General features: G+C 68.6%; 13 protein-coding genes. 4 read left to right on the top strand and 9 right to left on the bottom strand.

From position 1 onward, the window contains the following. Positions 1–169: 169 nt before the first annotated feature. The 7 genes from HUS23_12405 to HUS23_12375 form a co-directional block, all read right to left on the bottom strand. On the bottom strand, positions 170–844 hold the full coding sequence (locus HUS23_12405) for a spermidine synthase (GenBank protein QKT04550.1): 675 nt from the start codon (positions 842–844) through the stop codon (positions 170–172). Between the two features lie 44 nt (positions 845–888). Continuing rightward, complete coding sequence (locus HUS23_12400; GenBank protein QKT04549.1) at positions 889–1,272, bottom strand: hypothetical protein; 384 nt, start codon at positions 1,270–1,272, stop codon at positions 889–891. A 1-nt stretch (position 1,273) separates the two neighbouring features. After that, the gene (locus HUS23_12395; GenBank protein ID QKT05078.1) at positions 1,274–2,419 is read right to left on the bottom strand and encodes an alanine--glyoxylate aminotransferase family protein; all 1,146 of its coding nucleotides are present in this window, start codon (positions 2,417–2,419) and stop codon (positions 1,274–1,276) included. A gap of 190 nt (positions 2,420–2,609) precedes the next feature. Beyond that, a complete protein-coding gene (ggpS, locus tag HUS23_12390) occupies positions 2,610–4,121 on the bottom strand; it encodes a glucosylglycerol-phosphate synthase (protein QKT04548.1) in 1,512 nt (503 codons plus the stop codon). Further along, positions 4,108–4,875 carry an HAD-IIB family hydrolase gene (locus tag HUS23_12385; GenBank protein ID QKT04547.1) on the bottom strand — a complete coding sequence of 256 codons (768 nt, stop codon included), beginning with the start codon at positions 4,873–4,875 and terminating at the stop codon, positions 4,108–4,110. The genes ggpS and HUS23_12385 overlap by 14 nt, the downstream gene beginning before the upstream one ends. A gap of 209 nt (positions 4,876–5,084) precedes the next feature. Then, entirely contained in the window at positions 5,085–7,469 is a 2,385-nt protein-coding gene (locus HUS23_12380; GenBank protein ID QKT04546.1) for a hypothetical protein, read from the bottom strand. Positions 7,470–7,590: 121 nt separating this feature from the next. After that, positions 7,591–7,986: a NifU family protein gene (locus HUS23_12375; GenBank protein QKT04545.1), complete on the bottom strand. Its 396-nt coding sequence runs from the start codon at positions 7,984–7,986 to the stop codon at positions 7,591–7,593. 171 nt (positions 7,987–8,157) lie between these two features. Between HUS23_12375 and HUS23_12370 the strand changes: the two genes are divergently transcribed. Then, a complete protein-coding gene (locus tag HUS23_12370; protein QKT04544.1) occupies positions 8,158–8,979 on the top strand; it encodes a sulfurtransferase in 822 nt (273 codons plus the stop codon). 14 nt (positions 8,980–8,993) lie between these two features. Here HUS23_12370 and lptG read toward each other — a convergent pair whose 3' ends face one another. Together lptG and lptF are read right to left on the bottom strand one after the other, a co-directional pair. Next, entirely contained in the window at positions 8,994–10,082 is a 1,089-nt protein-coding gene (gene lptG / locus HUS23_12365) for an LPS export ABC transporter permease LptG (protein QKT04543.1), read from the bottom strand. After that, the gene (gene lptF, locus HUS23_12360) at positions 10,079–11,167 is read right to left on the bottom strand and encodes an LPS export ABC transporter permease LptF (GenBank protein ID QKT04542.1); all 1,089 of its coding nucleotides are present in this window, start codon (positions 11,165–11,167) and stop codon (positions 10,079–10,081) included. The genes lptG and lptF overlap by 4 nt, the downstream gene beginning before the upstream one ends. Positions 11,168–11,417: 250 nt before the next feature. On the opposite strand from lptF, the gene HUS23_12355 reads away from it, so the two are divergent. The 3 genes from HUS23_12355 (at position 11,418) to glgB (ending at position 15,722) form a co-directional block, all read left to right on the top strand. Next, a complete protein-coding gene (locus HUS23_12355) occupies positions 11,418–12,920 on the top strand; it encodes a leucyl aminopeptidase (GenBank protein QKT04541.1) in 1,503 nt (500 codons plus the stop codon). Positions 12,921–12,923: 3 nt separating this feature from the next. Next, complete coding sequence (locus tag HUS23_12350) at positions 12,924–13,412, top strand: DNA polymerase III subunit chi (GenBank protein QKT04540.1); 489 nt, start codon at positions 12,924–12,926, stop codon at positions 13,410–13,412. 111 nt (positions 13,413–13,523) lie between these two features. Continuing rightward, positions 13,524–15,722 carry a 1,4-alpha-glucan branching protein GlgB gene (glgB, locus tag HUS23_12345; protein QKT04539.1) on the top strand — a complete coding sequence of 733 codons (2,199 nt, stop codon included), beginning with the start codon at positions 13,524–13,526 and terminating at the stop codon, positions 15,720–15,722. Positions 15,723–15,747: the final 25 nt, after the last annotated feature.

Here is a 15,747-nt window from a genome sequence, read left to right as displayed (position 1 = left end):
TACCGCGACGCGCAACCCCGAGGCGATAGCTTGACCCCGGCGGCGTCGGCAGCACGCTACAACAACTATAGGAAACGCGGCTGAACGGGGGATGGGGCGCAGATGTGGGGCCTCGCGAAGGGCGCGGCGTCGGGCAGGGACAGCGGCGCGCCCGCAAGGGCGCGGCGACTCAAGCGGGGCGCGTGGCCAACCAGATCCAATGACGCGCGCCGCGCCGCCCGCCGCGCGCCCGCACCGGGCACTCCTCCACCGCGAACCCCGCCTGGCGCAGGCGCCGGGTGAAGCCGGTATCGGGACTCACCGACCACACCGCCAGCACGCCGGCCGGACGCAGCGCGGCCCGTGCGGCCGCCAGCCCGGCGGCGCCGTACAGCCACTGGTTGTCCGCGTGGCTCAGCGCCTCCGGCCCGTTGTCCACGTCCAGCAGGATGGCGTCATAGCGTTCGGACGGGCGCAGGGCCTCGGCCACATCGCCTTCGTGCACCGCCACGCGCGGGTCCGCGAGCGGGCGCCCGGCAAGCTCGGCGAGCGGGCCGCGGTTCCAGGCCACCACGGCCGGGGCACGCTCGGCCACCGTCACGTGCGCGGCGGGGCCGAGCAGGCGCAGCGCCGCCGCCAGCGTATAGCCCATCCCCAGCCCACCGACCAGCACGTGCGCGCGCGCCGGGTCCGCAAGGCGGGCGCAGGCCAGCTGCGCCAGCGCCTCCTCGGAGCCATGGACTCGGCTGCTCATGAGCTCGATGCGGCCCACCTTGATGGAGAACTCCGCCCCGCGCCGATACAGGCGCAAGGGCGGGCCGCCATCGGCGGGGACCGCGCTGTCGATGAGGATCCAAGGGTTCATAAGGTACGAACCGCCCGCGGCTGCGGCGGGCGGTTCGCGCGCCGCTAGGCCGCGGGGGGAGGCGGATAGATGTCGTACATCGGCCGGCCGTCATACAGGCCGAGCCAGCCGCGGATCACGCGATAGATCAGCCATATCGCGGCCGCGACCACCAGCAGCAGGCCGAGCTGGCCGGCCCCGAAGCCCTGAAAGGCCACCACCATGATGGAGCCGAGCGCCGAGGCGATAAAAAACCCCCAGAAGCTGCGGATCTGCCAGGTGAAGTGCGTGGTCACCGAACCGCCGCCTTGACGACGGCGCAGGTAGGCCAGCACCACCGCCACGATGCCGATCAGGCCGATGAACACGCTCAGGGCCTGCAGCCCGTAGACGATGTGCGCCATGCGCCGTTGGCGCAGCTCCAGATCGGGTGTGGCCGCGGGCTCCATGTCAGGCGGCCTGCGCCGCCGCGCGCGCCGCCTCGGCGGCCTTGCCCTGTTCGACCGGGTGCCCCTGCGCGCCGAGCACCTGTTCCAACGCGTTCAGGCAGTACTCGACGTTGCGCGGGTTGGAGGCGTGCCCCATCAGGCCGATACGCCACACCTTGCCGGCGAGATCGCCGAGGCCCGCGCCGATCTCCAGGTTGTGCTCGTTCAGCAGCGCGTTGCGGACCGCCGCGTCGTCCACCCCCGCGGGGATCGTGACCGCGTTCAGCTGCGGCAGGCGATACGCCTCCTCCACCACGAAGCGCATGCCGAGCGCCTCGAGCCCGGCGCGCAGCATGCGGTGGTTGCGCGCATGGCGCTCCCAGGCCGCTTCCAGGCCCTCTTCGGCCAGGATCACCAGCGCCTCGTGCAGGGCGTACAGGCTGTTGACCGGCGCGGTGTGGTGATAGACCCGCTTGCCCTCGCCGCCCCAGTAGCCCATCACCAGATTGAGGTCGAGGAACCAGCTCTGCACCCGGCTCTGGCGGGCCTTGATCTTCTGCACGGCGCGCTCGCCGAAGGTTACCGGCGACAGCCCCGGCGGGGCCGACAGGCACTTCTGGGTGCCGGAGTACACGGCGTCGAGTTCCCACGCGTCGACCTTGAGCGGCGAGCCGCCCAAGGAGGTCACCGTGTCGGCGATCACCAAACAACCGTAGCGGTGCGCGAGGGCGGCGATGGTCTGCGCATCGGACAGCGCGCCGGTGGAGGTCTCGGCGTGCACGAAGGCGACGATCTTGGCGTCGGGGTTGGCCTTGAGGGCGTCCTCCAGCTTGGCGGGGTCGACCGGCGCGCCCCAGGCATCGTCGACCATCACCGCGGTGCCGCCGCAGCGCTCGACGTTCTCCTTCATGCGCCCGCCGAACACGCCGTTACGGCACACGATCACCTTGTCGCCCGGCTCCACCAGATTGACGAAGCACATCTCCATGCCGGCCGAGCCCGGGGCGGAGACGGGAAAGGTCAGCGCGTTGTCGGTCTGGAAGGCGTAGCGCAGCAGCGTCTTGGCCTCCTCCATCATGCCGGCGAAGACCGGATCCAGATGACCGACGGTCGGCCGGGCCATGGCCTGCAGCACGCGATCGCTCACGTCGGACGGCCCGGGGCCCATCAAGACGCGACGCGGGGGATGGAAGGACTTGATCTGCGGCGCCATAACGTTCGGTTTCCTAAAGGGGTTGTGGAAAAGTAGCGGGCGGTGTCGACGGGCGCGCCCACGCCCGGAAAACGGAGGATTTTGGTCCCGTGGCGGCAAAAAGTCCAGGCGGCGGCCCCGGCAGGGACCGCCGCCCGGGCGCCGCTCAACCCGCCTTGCGCTCGGTGTCGGGCTGCGCCTGCAGGGCGCGGAACTGCTGCAGGGTGTGATCCGCCCAGTGGGTGATGCTGTTGTTGACCACCGCGCGGTACAGCTTGGTCATGCGTCGGCCCTGCTCTTCGCGCGGCATCTCGAGCGCCGCCTCCAGGCCCTTGTCCATGCTGTCGTCGGAGTACGGATTGACGAACACGGCGTCGGGCAGGTCCACCGCGGCGCCGACAAACTCCGACAGCAGCAGCACGCCGTCGCGGCCCGCGTGGGCGGCCACGTACTCCTTGGCCACCAGGTTCAGGCCGTCACGCAGCGGCGGCACCCAGCACACATCCGCCACGCGGTAGTAGCACAGCAGCTTTTCGAACGGGATGGGCTGCGTGTACAGGAAGATCGGCGTCCAGTTCAGCTTGGCGAAGCGCCCGTTGATGCGCCCCACCAACTGCTCGATCTGCTGCTGAGCGGTGCGGTAGGCGCGCATGCCCGAGGCGGCCGACACGGCGGTGACCAGGAGCTGCACCTTGCCGTGCAGGTCGGGGCGGCGCTCCAGCACGCGGCCGAAGCTCTCCAGCATCTCGCGCGTGCCCTTCACATAATCGACGCGGCTGACCGAGACGATGAGCTTGCGCCCGGCGATCTCCTCACGGATCTCCTGCTCCAGCGCCTCGCTCTCGTCGCGATGCAGCACGTCGCGGATCTGTTCGGGATTGGTGCCGACCGAATAGGTGTCGATGTTGACGATGCGGTCCTTGTAGCGGATCTGCCGCGTCACCTCCGACTCGGACAGCGCCTTGCCGCTCGCCTGGTTGCTGTCCACCGGGACGCGGCGCACGATCTCGGCCGCGCGCAGGCTGCGCGCCACACCCACGAAGTTCTCGGCATAGCGCGGAATGTGAAAGCCCACGATGTCGCAGGACAGCAGGCTCTCCACGATCTGCTCGCGCCAGGGCAGGATGTTGAACACGTCCGCCGCAGGAAACGGCGTGTGGTGAAAAAAGCCGATGCGGGCGTTCGGCATACGCTCGCGCACGAAGTACGGCACCAACCACAGGTTGTAATCGTGGATCCAGATCATCGCGTCGTCGGCCGCCTCGTCGCAGGCCGCGTCGGCGAACTTCTTGTTGACCTCGACGAAGGTGTCCCAGTCGATGCCGTCGTATTTGAACTGGTTGGGGAAGGAGTGAAGGATCGGCCAGAAGGCCTCCTTCGAGGTGATGTGGTAGAACTGCTTGATCTCGTCCGCCGTGAGCGGCACCTGACGCACGTGGTAGCTGTGGGTGCCGTCGTCCACGGTCACGTGCGGGTCGTGGCGTTCCTTCTGCTTCGGGCTGACCTGCTTGGTCGCGACCCAGGTGCCCCGGTCCACATGATCGAAGAACCCTTTCAGCGTCGGCAGGATCCCGTTCGGGCTTTTGTGGTCGCGGTAGTAGGTTTTTCCGTTCTCGACGACTTCTTGGTACGGGGCGCGGTGATAGACGATGACGAGGGATGATTTATGTGGCTTCAAGCGGCACCTCCAGTTGTTTGCCGAATACCTGCAGCCCGTCGTGAATGCCGACCACCCCTGGGTGCGGGCTGTGGTACACGTTGTCCATGTGTCGTATGTGCTCCACGAGGCGCGGTTCGGAGTTGCCGACGGCGACGCCCTTGAGCCCCGTCTCGAACAGCGACAGGTCGTTCAAGGTGTCCCCACAGGCCACCACGTCCTCGGGATCGATCCCCAGGGCCTCTACAAACTTCAGCAGCGTCGGTCCCTTGGCGATGCCGCGCGGCATCACGTCCAGGTACACGTCGGCTGACAGAATCCAGTCGAGCCCGGCGGCCTCGATCTTGCGCAAGGTCTCCTCGCGCAGCTCGTCCGGGCGGTAGTAGTACGACACGCGGCGTTCGAACGGCGTGGGCTGCAACTCGATGCCCGGTTCGTCGGCGAGCATCGCGCGCACCCGGTCGCCCGCGCCGTTCCAGCGCGACTCGATCCAGGTGTGCAGCTCGTGCAGCGGTTCGTGGGTCGCGCCGTGCACCACCGTTGTGCCCACGTCGCCGATGATGTAATCGGGCTGCGGCATGCCGGGCTGGGCGCACAGCTCGCGGATGAAGCCGAGGTCGCGGCCGGTCACGAAGACCAGCAGCACACGGTCGCGGAAGGTGTTGATGTGCTCGTAGAAGGCGGCGCGTTGCGCGTCCGAGCCCCCCAGGAAGGTACCGTCCAGGTCGGTCGCCAGCACGAGCCGACCATCCGAGGAAATGGCATTCGTTGGCATATTTATCCGATTTTGCGCATCCAGACGCAGTTATAGATTGGAACTGATTGATTATGTGCGTTGGCGGCCATTATACGGACATCGCCGGCGAGGTCAATCCGGGCCTTGCCGGGGCACCTTTTATTGCACCCGGGCTGCCACTTAATCAAAAATGGAAAAGTGTGACGCCTTCCCGGAAATCCTCGCCGGGCGGGCATGGGGCGCGCGGCTCAGCGGGCGTCGCGCACCAGGACGAGACCCTGGCTGTCCTCCATGCAGATCTCGTCCTCGGCCGCCTCGCAAACCAGCCCCGGCGCCTTGAGAGCGATGCGCCAGCCCTCGCGCGCCAGCCCCGGAATCGGCAATTCGGGCGGGCGTACCGACAGCGGCGCACCCTCCATATTGGCCACGAACAGCACCTGCTCGCCGCCGTCGGGGGCCTGGCGCAGTCCGTAGAACAGCACCGTGCCGTCACAGGGCTGGCGCCGGGCGAAGTGCTCCCCCGCGCCGAGGTTCGCGCGCAACCAGGGACGGCTGCGGCGGAACTCGCGCACCGCGAGATTGAAGCGCGTGAACTCGGGATCCAGCTCGTGGCGGTAGTAGGCGACGTTGCAGTACTCGTGCGCATCGTCCATCCAGGCCTGCACGATGGCCTTCAGGACCTCGGGCGACAGCTCGGGACCGGCCAGCGGCGGCTCGGCCGCCTGCAGCAGCTTCACGATGGCGGCGATATCGTCATCGGTGATCACCACGGCCGTGCTGAGCATGCGCATGAAGCGCCGGAATTCCTCGAGGTCGTCGAAGCCGAAGGCCTTCAGGCGCACGAAGTTGCCGGGGCGGTCGAAGTGCGCCGCATCGACCTGCCAGGTGAGAAAACCGGTCTCCTCCGACAACACCTTCACCCCGTAACGCTCGTCGGTGTTGCGGATGAAGCCCCAGGAGGCGCGCATCGAGGCGTTGATGAAATCCATGGGCACGCCCGGCAGGCAGCTGTAGGTGAGCAGATTGGCCGCCGGGTTGTCGTAGGCCTTGTCCAGGATCTCCAGCCGCGTGGCGCCGAGGCGCGTGTTGATGCGCGCGCGATCGGGGTCCACCTGTGTGCCGCGGCGCAGCGTGTCGTGGTTGGCGCAGCCGTTGATCCAGTTGCTGCCGCGCTGCACGATCTCCTCCAGGCGCCACCACTTGCTGACCCAGAAGGTGAACAGGAAGGGCGTGTTGTGCGCGAAGGTGAGCGGGCCCCACTGAAACGTGTCGGGCTGTTCCTCGATCACCGCGCGGTAGGTGGAGGCCAGTTCCCAGTCGTCGCGCGGCCAGGGGCGGCCGTCCTCGAAGATCATCCAGGGCCGATACCGACAGTCCGCCACCTCCTGCACCACGTCGCTCATGGACTGGAGGTATTCGTCGTCGTGCAGCAGTTCCTCGGTCTGCGGGTTCCAGTAGCGGAAGTCCTGCGCGCCGTCCACGCGCAGCCCGTCGGCGCCGAAATCGGCCTTGCGTCGCTGCATCTCCAGCAGGATGGCACGCACCGTGGGATGGCGGTGGTTGAGGTCCTGCCCGTACATGTTGGGGCCGGTGAAGAAGGTCGAGTCGAGCACCTCCAGGGCCTGGTTGTCCGCGTGGCCGAACACCACGTCGAAGATCACCTTGATCGGCTTGCCGGGGAAGTTGTGCAGCGTGGCGATGAAGTCGACCAGTTCGTCCGGGCGACGCGACTCCAGCACGCCCGGGTTGATCGCCGAGGAACCGGCGATGACCACGTCATAGCCCCAGTTGGTGGCGGTCGGGCGCCGCATGTCGAAGATCACGTCGGCCGAGAAAGGATCGTGATCCTCCACGCCTTCCCAATTGGCCGGCCCCGCCTCGCGCGCGATGATGGGCTCGATAGGCAGCAACTGGATCGCGTCGTAGCCGTAGTAGCACTCCTCCACCGCGGTCAGCGGCAGGCCGTCCTGCACCTTCTCGGCCAGCGCCTGAAACGTCCGCGTAAGTCCGGCCAGGGTCGCCGCGGCCGAAGCGGTGTTGATGTGCATCTGCAGAATGTTGGTCGGCGGCCCAAGCCGCACCACCTCGCCCTCGCGCGCCAGCGCCTGGAAGTAGGCCCGATCCGCGCGTTCCTGCTGCATGCGCGCGATGTCGTAGTACTCGCTGGGCGCGAACGCGCCGAACGGCATGGAATGGGCCAGCACGTCGGGCAGCGTACGCCAGCCGCCGTCGGCGGTGCGGTACTTCAGCCAGTAGAACGAGCCCACCGTATCGCGGCTGCCCGCCTGCATGCCCTCCACCACCGCCCAGAGGTAATCGCCGGCGCGCTGCATGTTCAGCAAGGCGCGCTGGAACTGGAGCTGCTGGCGGTCGGCCTGCAGGTCCACCGCCTCCAGGGGCGTCAGCACCTCGAGGAAGATGTCGTGCTCGGCGATGCCCGCGGCGAACAGGCCCGGGCACCAGAACCCGATTTCGGCACGCCCGTCGGCGCGGCAGTGTGCGCCGAGGCGACGCACGATCTGCTGCGCGGCGGCGAACGGCGTCGTGCTGTCCTGCTCGATCGTCTGCGCCCACGCGGCGAGATCGGCGCTGGCGGCGGCATCGAGGCGTACGGCGGTGGTCAAGAGGTTCATAGGCGGCCTTGTGTTGCGGGAGTGCGCAGCACTCCTTGAGTCAAAGGACGGGCACGCGACCACCGCCCGTCGGCCCGGGGCAATGGCGGGCTGCGCGGCGCGACGCCGCGCGCGCTGGTTGTCAGAACGTGTTGGAGATCTTGGCGATGCCCGGGACGGCGTTGAACAGCACGCGTTCCACGACGTTCTTGAGATCGAGCGGCGCGTTGGGGCAGCCCGTACAGGCGCCCTTCATGCGCACGCGGACCTCCCGCCCTTCGACCGCGACCAGTTCGATGTCGCCGCCGTCCTGCATGAGGATCTGGCGCACGTCGTCCAGCGCCTCGCGGACCTGCTGCGGCTCGGGCAGAGGGTGTTGTTCTGGATTACGCTCGACGCCGCCGCGCGCCGCGAGGGCCTGCGTGCGCGCGATACGGTAGGCGCGATCGGGATCGGTCTCCTCGATCGCGTCGAGCTCTTCTTCGGTGTAGAACCGGATCGGTTCCACGGGATGATCACCCGCGCCTGCTGCACTCATGCTGTCCCTGCCGTGTTGCCCATTCTAAATCGACGTGCCCGAGGAGGCTCCCCGCCCATGTCGCGGGGAACTCGAAATTCTTCGGGGGTCCCCTAGTATAACTCGATGGGTATAACGCGATGGGGATAACTCGATGGGGTACGCCCTGCGTTCGACCACGAGAGAGACACCATGAACGACACCGCATCGCCGTTGATCATCGAACCCGACGCCCTGGAAGCCCGGCTCGGCGAGCCCGACCTGGTGGTGGTGGACGTCGGCAAGCCGGAGACCTACGCGCAACTGCACGTGCCGGGCGCGGTGCATCTGGACGTGGGCGTGTTGATGACCGGCCAGCCGCCGGTGATGGGCCTGTTGCCGCCGCTCGATGCCCTGGCGCAGCAGCTCGGCGCCCTGGGCATCGGCGACGACAGCTATGTGGTCGCCTACGATGACGAGGGCGGCCCGCGCGCCGCACGCCTGCTATGGACCTTGGATGTGCTGGGCCATACCCGCCACGGGCTGCTGAACGGCGGCTTGCACGCCTGGGCCAACGAGGGCCATCCGACGACCGCCGAACCCGGCCGCCCCACCCCACGCACGCTCACGCTGCGGCGCAGCGACGCCCCGCTCGCGGAGCGCGATTACGTGGCCGCGCACCTGGACGACGACGCGGTGGTGGTCCTCGACGCACGCAGCCCGGAGGAGTACCGCGGTATGAAGGTCATGGCGGCGCGCGGCGGCCACATCCCCGGCGCGGTGAACGTCGACTGGACCGAGACCCTGGACCAGGGTCGCAACCTACGCCTCAAGCCGGCTGAGGCCGTGCGCGCCCTGTACGAGGGCCGCGGCATCACGCCCGACAAGACCATCGTCACCCACTGCCAGACGCACTACCGCTCGGCCCACAGTTACATCGCCTTGAAGTGGCTGGGCTACGCGCAGGTCAAGGGCTATCCCGGATCGTGGTCCGACTGGGGCAACGCGCCCGACACGCCCGTCGCCACCGATTGATCCGGCCTGCCCTTCTAGCGCACGCGCCGCACCAGCCACACCGCCAAGGCCAGCATCAGCAGCGTCGGCAGCGTGGCCGCCAGCGCCGGGCTGATGCCCCACACCAGGCCCGCACGCCCCACCAGCTGGTTGAACAGGTAGAAACCGATGCCCAGCAGCGTACCTACCAGGATGCGCTGGCCCACGCCCACCGCGCGCATGGAGCCGAACACGAAGGGCACCGCGAGCAACACCATCACCCCGGTGGCGATCGGCGCCGCCACCTTGGTCCACAGCGCAAGCTCATAGCGGCCGGCATCCAACTCGTTGGCGCGTAAGTAGTTGACGTAACTGTGCAGATCCCAGATCGCTAGCATCTCCGGGCTCACCGACACCACCTGCACCAACTCCGGGGTCAGCAGGCTGCGCCAGGGCATGCTCGGCAGGCGCTCCACCTGCGTCGCCAGACCCGCCTGGTCGGCCCCTGGGTAGCTGAAGTGTGTGCGGCGCACGTCGCGCAGCAGCCATTGGGCATCGCGGTACTCCGCACTGAGCGCGGTGGTGGTGCGCCGCAGGCGCCGCTCGGCGTCCAGCTCGTACAGCGAGACCCCCACCAGCCGCCCGTCGGGCTGCACCCGCCGCACGTTGATGAAGGTATCGCCATCGCGCGCCCACAGCCCCTGGCGCGTGTTGACGCTGACGTTCTGCGCCAGGCGCTCCATGCGCATCTCGGTGGCATAGCGCTCGGCCGGCGGGGCCACCGCCTCGCCCACCACCAGCGCCAGCAGCACCAGCACCAGGCCGGTCTTCATGACGCTCCAGATGATGCGCCACAGCGACACCCCCGCGGCGCGCATCACCGTCAACTCGCTGTTGCCCGCCAGCGTACCGAGGCCGAGCAGCGCACCCAGCAGCGCGGTGAGCGGAAACAACTCGTACGCCCGTCCGGGCGTGGTGAGCAGCGTGTACTGCGTGGCACTCCACACGGTGTAGGTGCCGCGCCCCACGCTCCCCATCTCGCCGGTGAGGGTGATGAAGGCATACAGCGCGAGCAGCACCAGCATCACCACCGCGGTGCTGCTCGCGACCGCGCCGCCCACGTAGCGATCGAGGATGGTCATCATGCCGCGGCCCTCGCCGCGCGGGCGCCGCGCAGGTAACCGAGCTCGCGCGCCAGTGCCACCGCGACGATCAGCGCCAGGGCGCCATGGACCCACCACATCCCCACCACCTCCGGCACCACGCCGCGCTCCAGCCAGGTGCGCGCCACGTTCAGCAGGTTGTTGTAGATCACGTACACCAAGATGGCGACGAACAGCTTGCCGTAGCGTCCCTGACGCGGAGAGGTACGCGACAACAGCACCGCCAGCAGTGCCATCAGCACCGCCGACACCGGCGCCGCGAGGCGCCACTGCAGTTCGGCGCGTTCCTCCCGGTCCTGCGAGCCGAGCAGCGCCGTGGTCGGCAGTTCGCGCAGGCGCCGGTGGGCCACCTCCACCTCCGGCTCGCGCAGGCGCACCGTATGGCGCTGGAACTCCAGCATGCGGTAGTCGGCGCTGCCCGGAGCGCCTTCGTAGCGGTAGCCGTTCTCCAGCACCAGCACCCGCTCGCCGGTGGCCGGGTCCGCCTGCTGGTAGGCCCGTTCGGCCACCACCATGTCCTCGCGGCCGTCGACGCGCGCCATCACGAACACCCGCCCCATGCGGCTGCCCGGCTCCACCCGCTCGACGTAGAACACCGCGTCGCTGCCGCGCACCTCATGGAAACGCCCGGCGCCGAAGGCCTCGATATCCACCGTGGCCTGCGCGCGCTCGATCATCCCGCGGCTGGCGGCCTCCGCCCAGGGGGCGATCCACAGGGACAGCAGCGCCACCGGCACCGCGACCACCAGCGCGAACACCCCGACCGTCTTCATCACGCGGTCCACGCCCACCCCGCAGGCCGCCAGCGCCGTCATCTCGTTGTCCTTGTACAGCCGGCTGAGGCCGAGCAGCACCGCGATGTACAGCGCCAACGGCACCACGATCGCCAGGCTGGCGGTGCTCTTGAGCAGCACCAGCCCCAGCACCTCGCTCATCGGCAGGGCGCCGGCCGCCACGTCCATCAGGAAGCGCAGGAAGCGCCCGCTGAGGAATATCAGCATCAGCACCAGGGTCACCGCGAGCAGGGTGAACAGCACTTCGCGGAACAGATATTTATTAATAATCAAGCCGTCTTACCGCCGGAATGTTTCGATAATGATCTAGAATTTCGATACGACTTAAGTAAACTACGGAGCGCCAACTCGGCGGCCCGGCCCGGCGCCCGGGCGCGCGCCCCACGAGGCGCGGAAACCAGCACGGCCGCCCCACTTCCAGCCGAGCAGCCGCTCGCGCGACCACCCCGGCAGCAGGCCGCGTGGGCGACGCGCGCGCTCGGCATGGGTCGCCCGAGCCACCCCGCAGAACAAGGGAGCGGATATGGAGTTCAGTGTAAAGAGTGGTGATCCTGAAAAACAGCGCAATGCCTGCGTGGTGGTCGGCGTGTTCGAGCCGCGCCGCCTGTCGGCGGCCGCGCATGCGGTCGACAAGGCGAGTGGCGGCTACATCGCCTCGCTGCTGCGCCGCGGCGACATCGAGGGCCGACTCGGCCAGACCCTGCTGCTGCACAACCTCGACAATACCCTGAGCAACCGGGTGCTGCTGGTCGGCTGCGGGCGCGAGCGCGACCTCACCGATGCGCAGTATCGCAAGATCATCGCCAGCGCGGTCAACACCCTCAACGACATCGGCGCCATGGACGCCGCGTGCTACCTGACCGAGATCCCGGTCAAGGGGCGCGACACGGCGTGGAAGGTACGCCAGGCGGTGGAGGCCACGCGCCACACCCTGTACCGCTTCGAGCAGTTCAAGAGCAAGAAGGACTCCACGCGCCGGCCGCTGCGCAAGTTGATCCTGAGCGTACCCAACCGCCGCGAACTGAACGACGGCGAGCAGGCGGTGCGTGTCGGCACCGCGATCGCCGACGGCGTGAGCCTCGCGCGCGACCTCGGCAACCTGCCCGGCAACGTGTGCACGCCCAGCTACCTCGCCGAGCATGCGCTGTCCATGAGCAAGGTGTTCGAGAAGCTCGAGGTCGAGGTGCTGGAGGAGGCGGACATGGAGAAGCTGGGCATGGGCGCCCTGCTCTCGGTGGCGCGCGGCACGCGCCAGCCCGCCAAGCTCATCGTGATGCACTACCGCGGCGGCGCGCAGGACGAGAAGCCGATCGCGCTGGTCGGCAAGGGCATCACCTTCGACTCGGGCGGCATCTCGATCAAACCCGGCGCCGCCATGGACGAGATGAAGTTCGACATGTGCGGCGCCGCCGGCGTGCTCGGCACCATGACCGCGGTATGCGAACTCGGCCTGCCGCTCAACGTGGTGGCGCTGATTCCGGCCTCGGAGAATCTGCCCGACGGCAACGCGAGCAAGCCGGGCGACATCGTCACTACCATGTCCGGGCAGACGGTGGAGATTCTGAACACCGACGCCGAGGGCCGGCTGGTGCTGTGCGACGCGCTCACCTACAGCGCGCGCTTCGAGCCGGACGCCGTGATCGACGTGGCCACCCTCACCGGCGCCTGCGTGATCGCGCTCGGCAAGCACGCCACCGGCGTGCTCAGTAACCACCCGCCGCTGGCCAACGACCTGCTGAGCGCCGGCCGCTACGCCAGCGACCGCGGCTGGGAGCTGCCGCTGTGGGACGAGTACCGCGAACAGCTCAAGAGCAACTTCGCGGACATGGCCAACATCGGCGGGCGCGAGGGCGGCACCATCACCGCGGCCTGCTTCCTGTCGAACTTCACCAAGAAGCTCCACTGGGCGCATCTCGACATCGCCGGCGTGGCGTGGGAGTCGGGCGCCAAGAAAGGCGCCACCGGCCGTCCCGTGCCCCTGCTGACCCAGTACCTGCTGAACCGCGTCGCCGCCAAGGGGCGCTAGCGGGTGACGCGCATCGACTTCTACGTACTGCCCGAGGGTGAAGACCGGCGCGAGTGGTTCGCCTGCCGCATCACCGAGAAGGCGTACAGCCACGGCCATGCGGTCTACCTGCAGGCGGCCGACGCGGCCGAGGCGGCGCGGCTCGACGGCCTGCTGTGGACCTTCCGCGCGGGCAGCTTCGTGCCGCACCGCCTGGCCGGCGACGAGGCCGCCGCGCCGGCGGGCGAGCCGCCGGTGATCGTCGCCTGGGAGGGGCTGGCCGACGGCGAGGAACCTTCACGGGCGCTGGCGGCGCAGGCCGAGGACGCGGTACTGGTCACTCTCACCGACGAAGTTCCGCTCTTCTTCAGCCACTTTCCGCGCGTCGTGGAGCTGGTGGCGGGCGACGAGCGCCAGCGTGCCGCGGCGCGCGCACGCTTTCGTTTCTACCGTGATCGCGGATATTCGATCCAAACGCATGAGGTGTCGGCGACCCAGTTGCAGGCCGACTGAGCGCCGCCGACGGTTGTCTATGCTGTGTCAGACGCGTGCGGCGGAGGACGACGTACGGCCCACGCCCCGGCCGCTCCGTCAGCCGAGTGCATTCACCGATCCCGAGGTACCGTGAACGAGCAACTGACCGAACTGCCCGCGCCCGTGCGCCGCGTCCTGGAGGCGCGCCATCACGATCCCTTCGAGGTGCTCGGCCGCCACCCCGGCCCGGCGGGCGTGCGGGTGCGCGTGTTCGCCCCCGGCGTGGTGCAGGCCGAGTTGATCGGCCAAGGCGGCGAGGCGCTCCCCATGCAGCGCCTGGCCGAGACCGACTTGTTCGAATGGCACGGCCCGGCCGAGCGCCTGCCGACCCATTATCAAGTGGCCTACCGCGACGGCGACGGCCACCAGTGGCGCGCCCACGACCCCTACTGCTTCGCGCCGCAGCTGCCCGATTACGACCTGTACCTGTTCGGCGAGGGCAAGCACTGGCACGCCTACCGCTTCCTCGGCGCACACCGGCACACGGTGGAGGGCATCGACGGCGTGGTGTTCGCCACCTGGGCACCCAGCGCGGCGCGCGTGAGCGTGGTGGGCAACTTCAACGCCTGGGACGGGCGCCGCCACCCGATGCGCCTGCGCGGCTCGAGCGGCGTGTGGGAGCTGTTCGTGCCGGGGCTGCAGCCGGGCGACCTGTACAAGTTCGAACTGCTCAATCGCGACAACGCCACCCTGCACCTCAAGTCGGATCCCTACGGGCGCAGCTTCGAGCCGCGCCCGGCCACCTCGTCCCGCGTGGAGGCCGCCGAACCCTACCAGTGGGGCGACGACGACTGGATGGCGGGCCGCCGCGAGCAGGACGCCTGGCTGCACCGGCCCATGGCCACCTACGAGGTCCACCTCGGTTCCTGGCAACGCAGCGAGGACGGCGGGTTTCTGGACTACCGCACGCTGGCGCACCGGCTGGTCGATTACGTCCTGGCGCAGGGTTTCACGCACATCGAGCTGCTGCCGGTCAGCGAACACCCGCTGGACGCCTCCTGGGGCTATCAGACCGTGGGTTACTACGCCCCCACCAGCCGCTTCGGCGACCCCAACGGCCTGCGCTACCTGGTGGACCATTGCCACCGCCACGGCATCGGCGTGCTGCTCGACTGGGTGCCCGCGCACTTTCCCAAGGACGCCCACGGCCTGGCGCGCTACGACGGCAGCGCGCTGTACGAGCACGAGGATCCGCGCCGCGGCGAGCACCGCGACTGGGGCACGCTGATCTTCAACTACGGGCGCAACGAGGTGCGTAACTTCCTGCTCTCCAACGCCATTTACTGGCTGGAGGAGTTCCACTTCGACGGCCTGCGGGTGGACGCCGTGGCCTCGCTGCTGTACCTCGATTACTCACGCGAGGAAGGCGACTGGCTGCCCAATATCTACGGCGGCAACGAGAACCTGGAGGCGATCAGCTTCCTGCGCGAATTGAACACGGTGGTGCACCAGCTGCATCCCGGCGCGCTGGTGGTGGCCGAGGAGTCCACCGCCTGGCCCATGGTGTCGCGCCCGGTGTGGCTGGGCGGGCTCGGCTTCAGCATGAAGTGGAACATGGGGTGGATGCACGACACGCTCAACTACATCAGCAAGGACCCCATCCACCGCCAGTACCACCACGACCGGCTCACCTTCGGGCTGCTGTACGCCTTCACCGAGAACTTCGTGCTGCCCTTCTCGCACGACGAGGTGGTGCACGGCAAAGGCTCCATGATCGACAAGATGCCGGGCGACCCCTGGCAGCGCTTTGCCAACCTGCGCCTGCTGTACGCCTACCTGTACACCCAGCCGGGCAAGAAGCTGCTGTTCATGGGCTGCGAGTTCGCGCAGGGCCGCGAGTGGAGCCACGACCGCGCGCTCGACTGGGAGTTGCTCGAGCGCCCGCAGCACCAGGGCATCCAGCGCCTGGTGGCGGACCTGAACCGCCTGTACCGCGAGCAGCCCGCGCTGCACCGGCTGGACTTCGACGAGCGCGGTTTCGAGTGGATCGACTGCCACGACACCGCGCAGTCGACATTGAGTTACGTGCGCAAGGACGAGCACGGCGCCACCATCGTGGTCGCGCTCAACTTCACCCCCCTGCCCCGCAAAGGTTATCGCATCGGCGTGCCGCACGCCGGCTTCTACCGCGAGGTGATGAACACCGACTCGGCCCATTACGGCGGCAGCGACGTGGGTAACGGCGGCGGCGTGATGGCGAGCGCGGTGCCCTGGATGGGGCGCGAACACTCCATGGAGATCACCCTGCCGCCGCTCGCGGCGGTGGTGTTCGTGCACACCGGCGAGTAGGCCCGGGGCGCGTCGTCTGGCGCGG

It is taken from the genome of Ectothiorhodospiraceae bacterium 2226, assembly GCA_013348725.1.
Classification (GTDB): Bacteria; Pseudomonadota; Gammaproteobacteria.
Note: the sequence above shows the minus strand (reverse complement) of the source record. Positions and strands in the feature narration are given on the sequence as shown.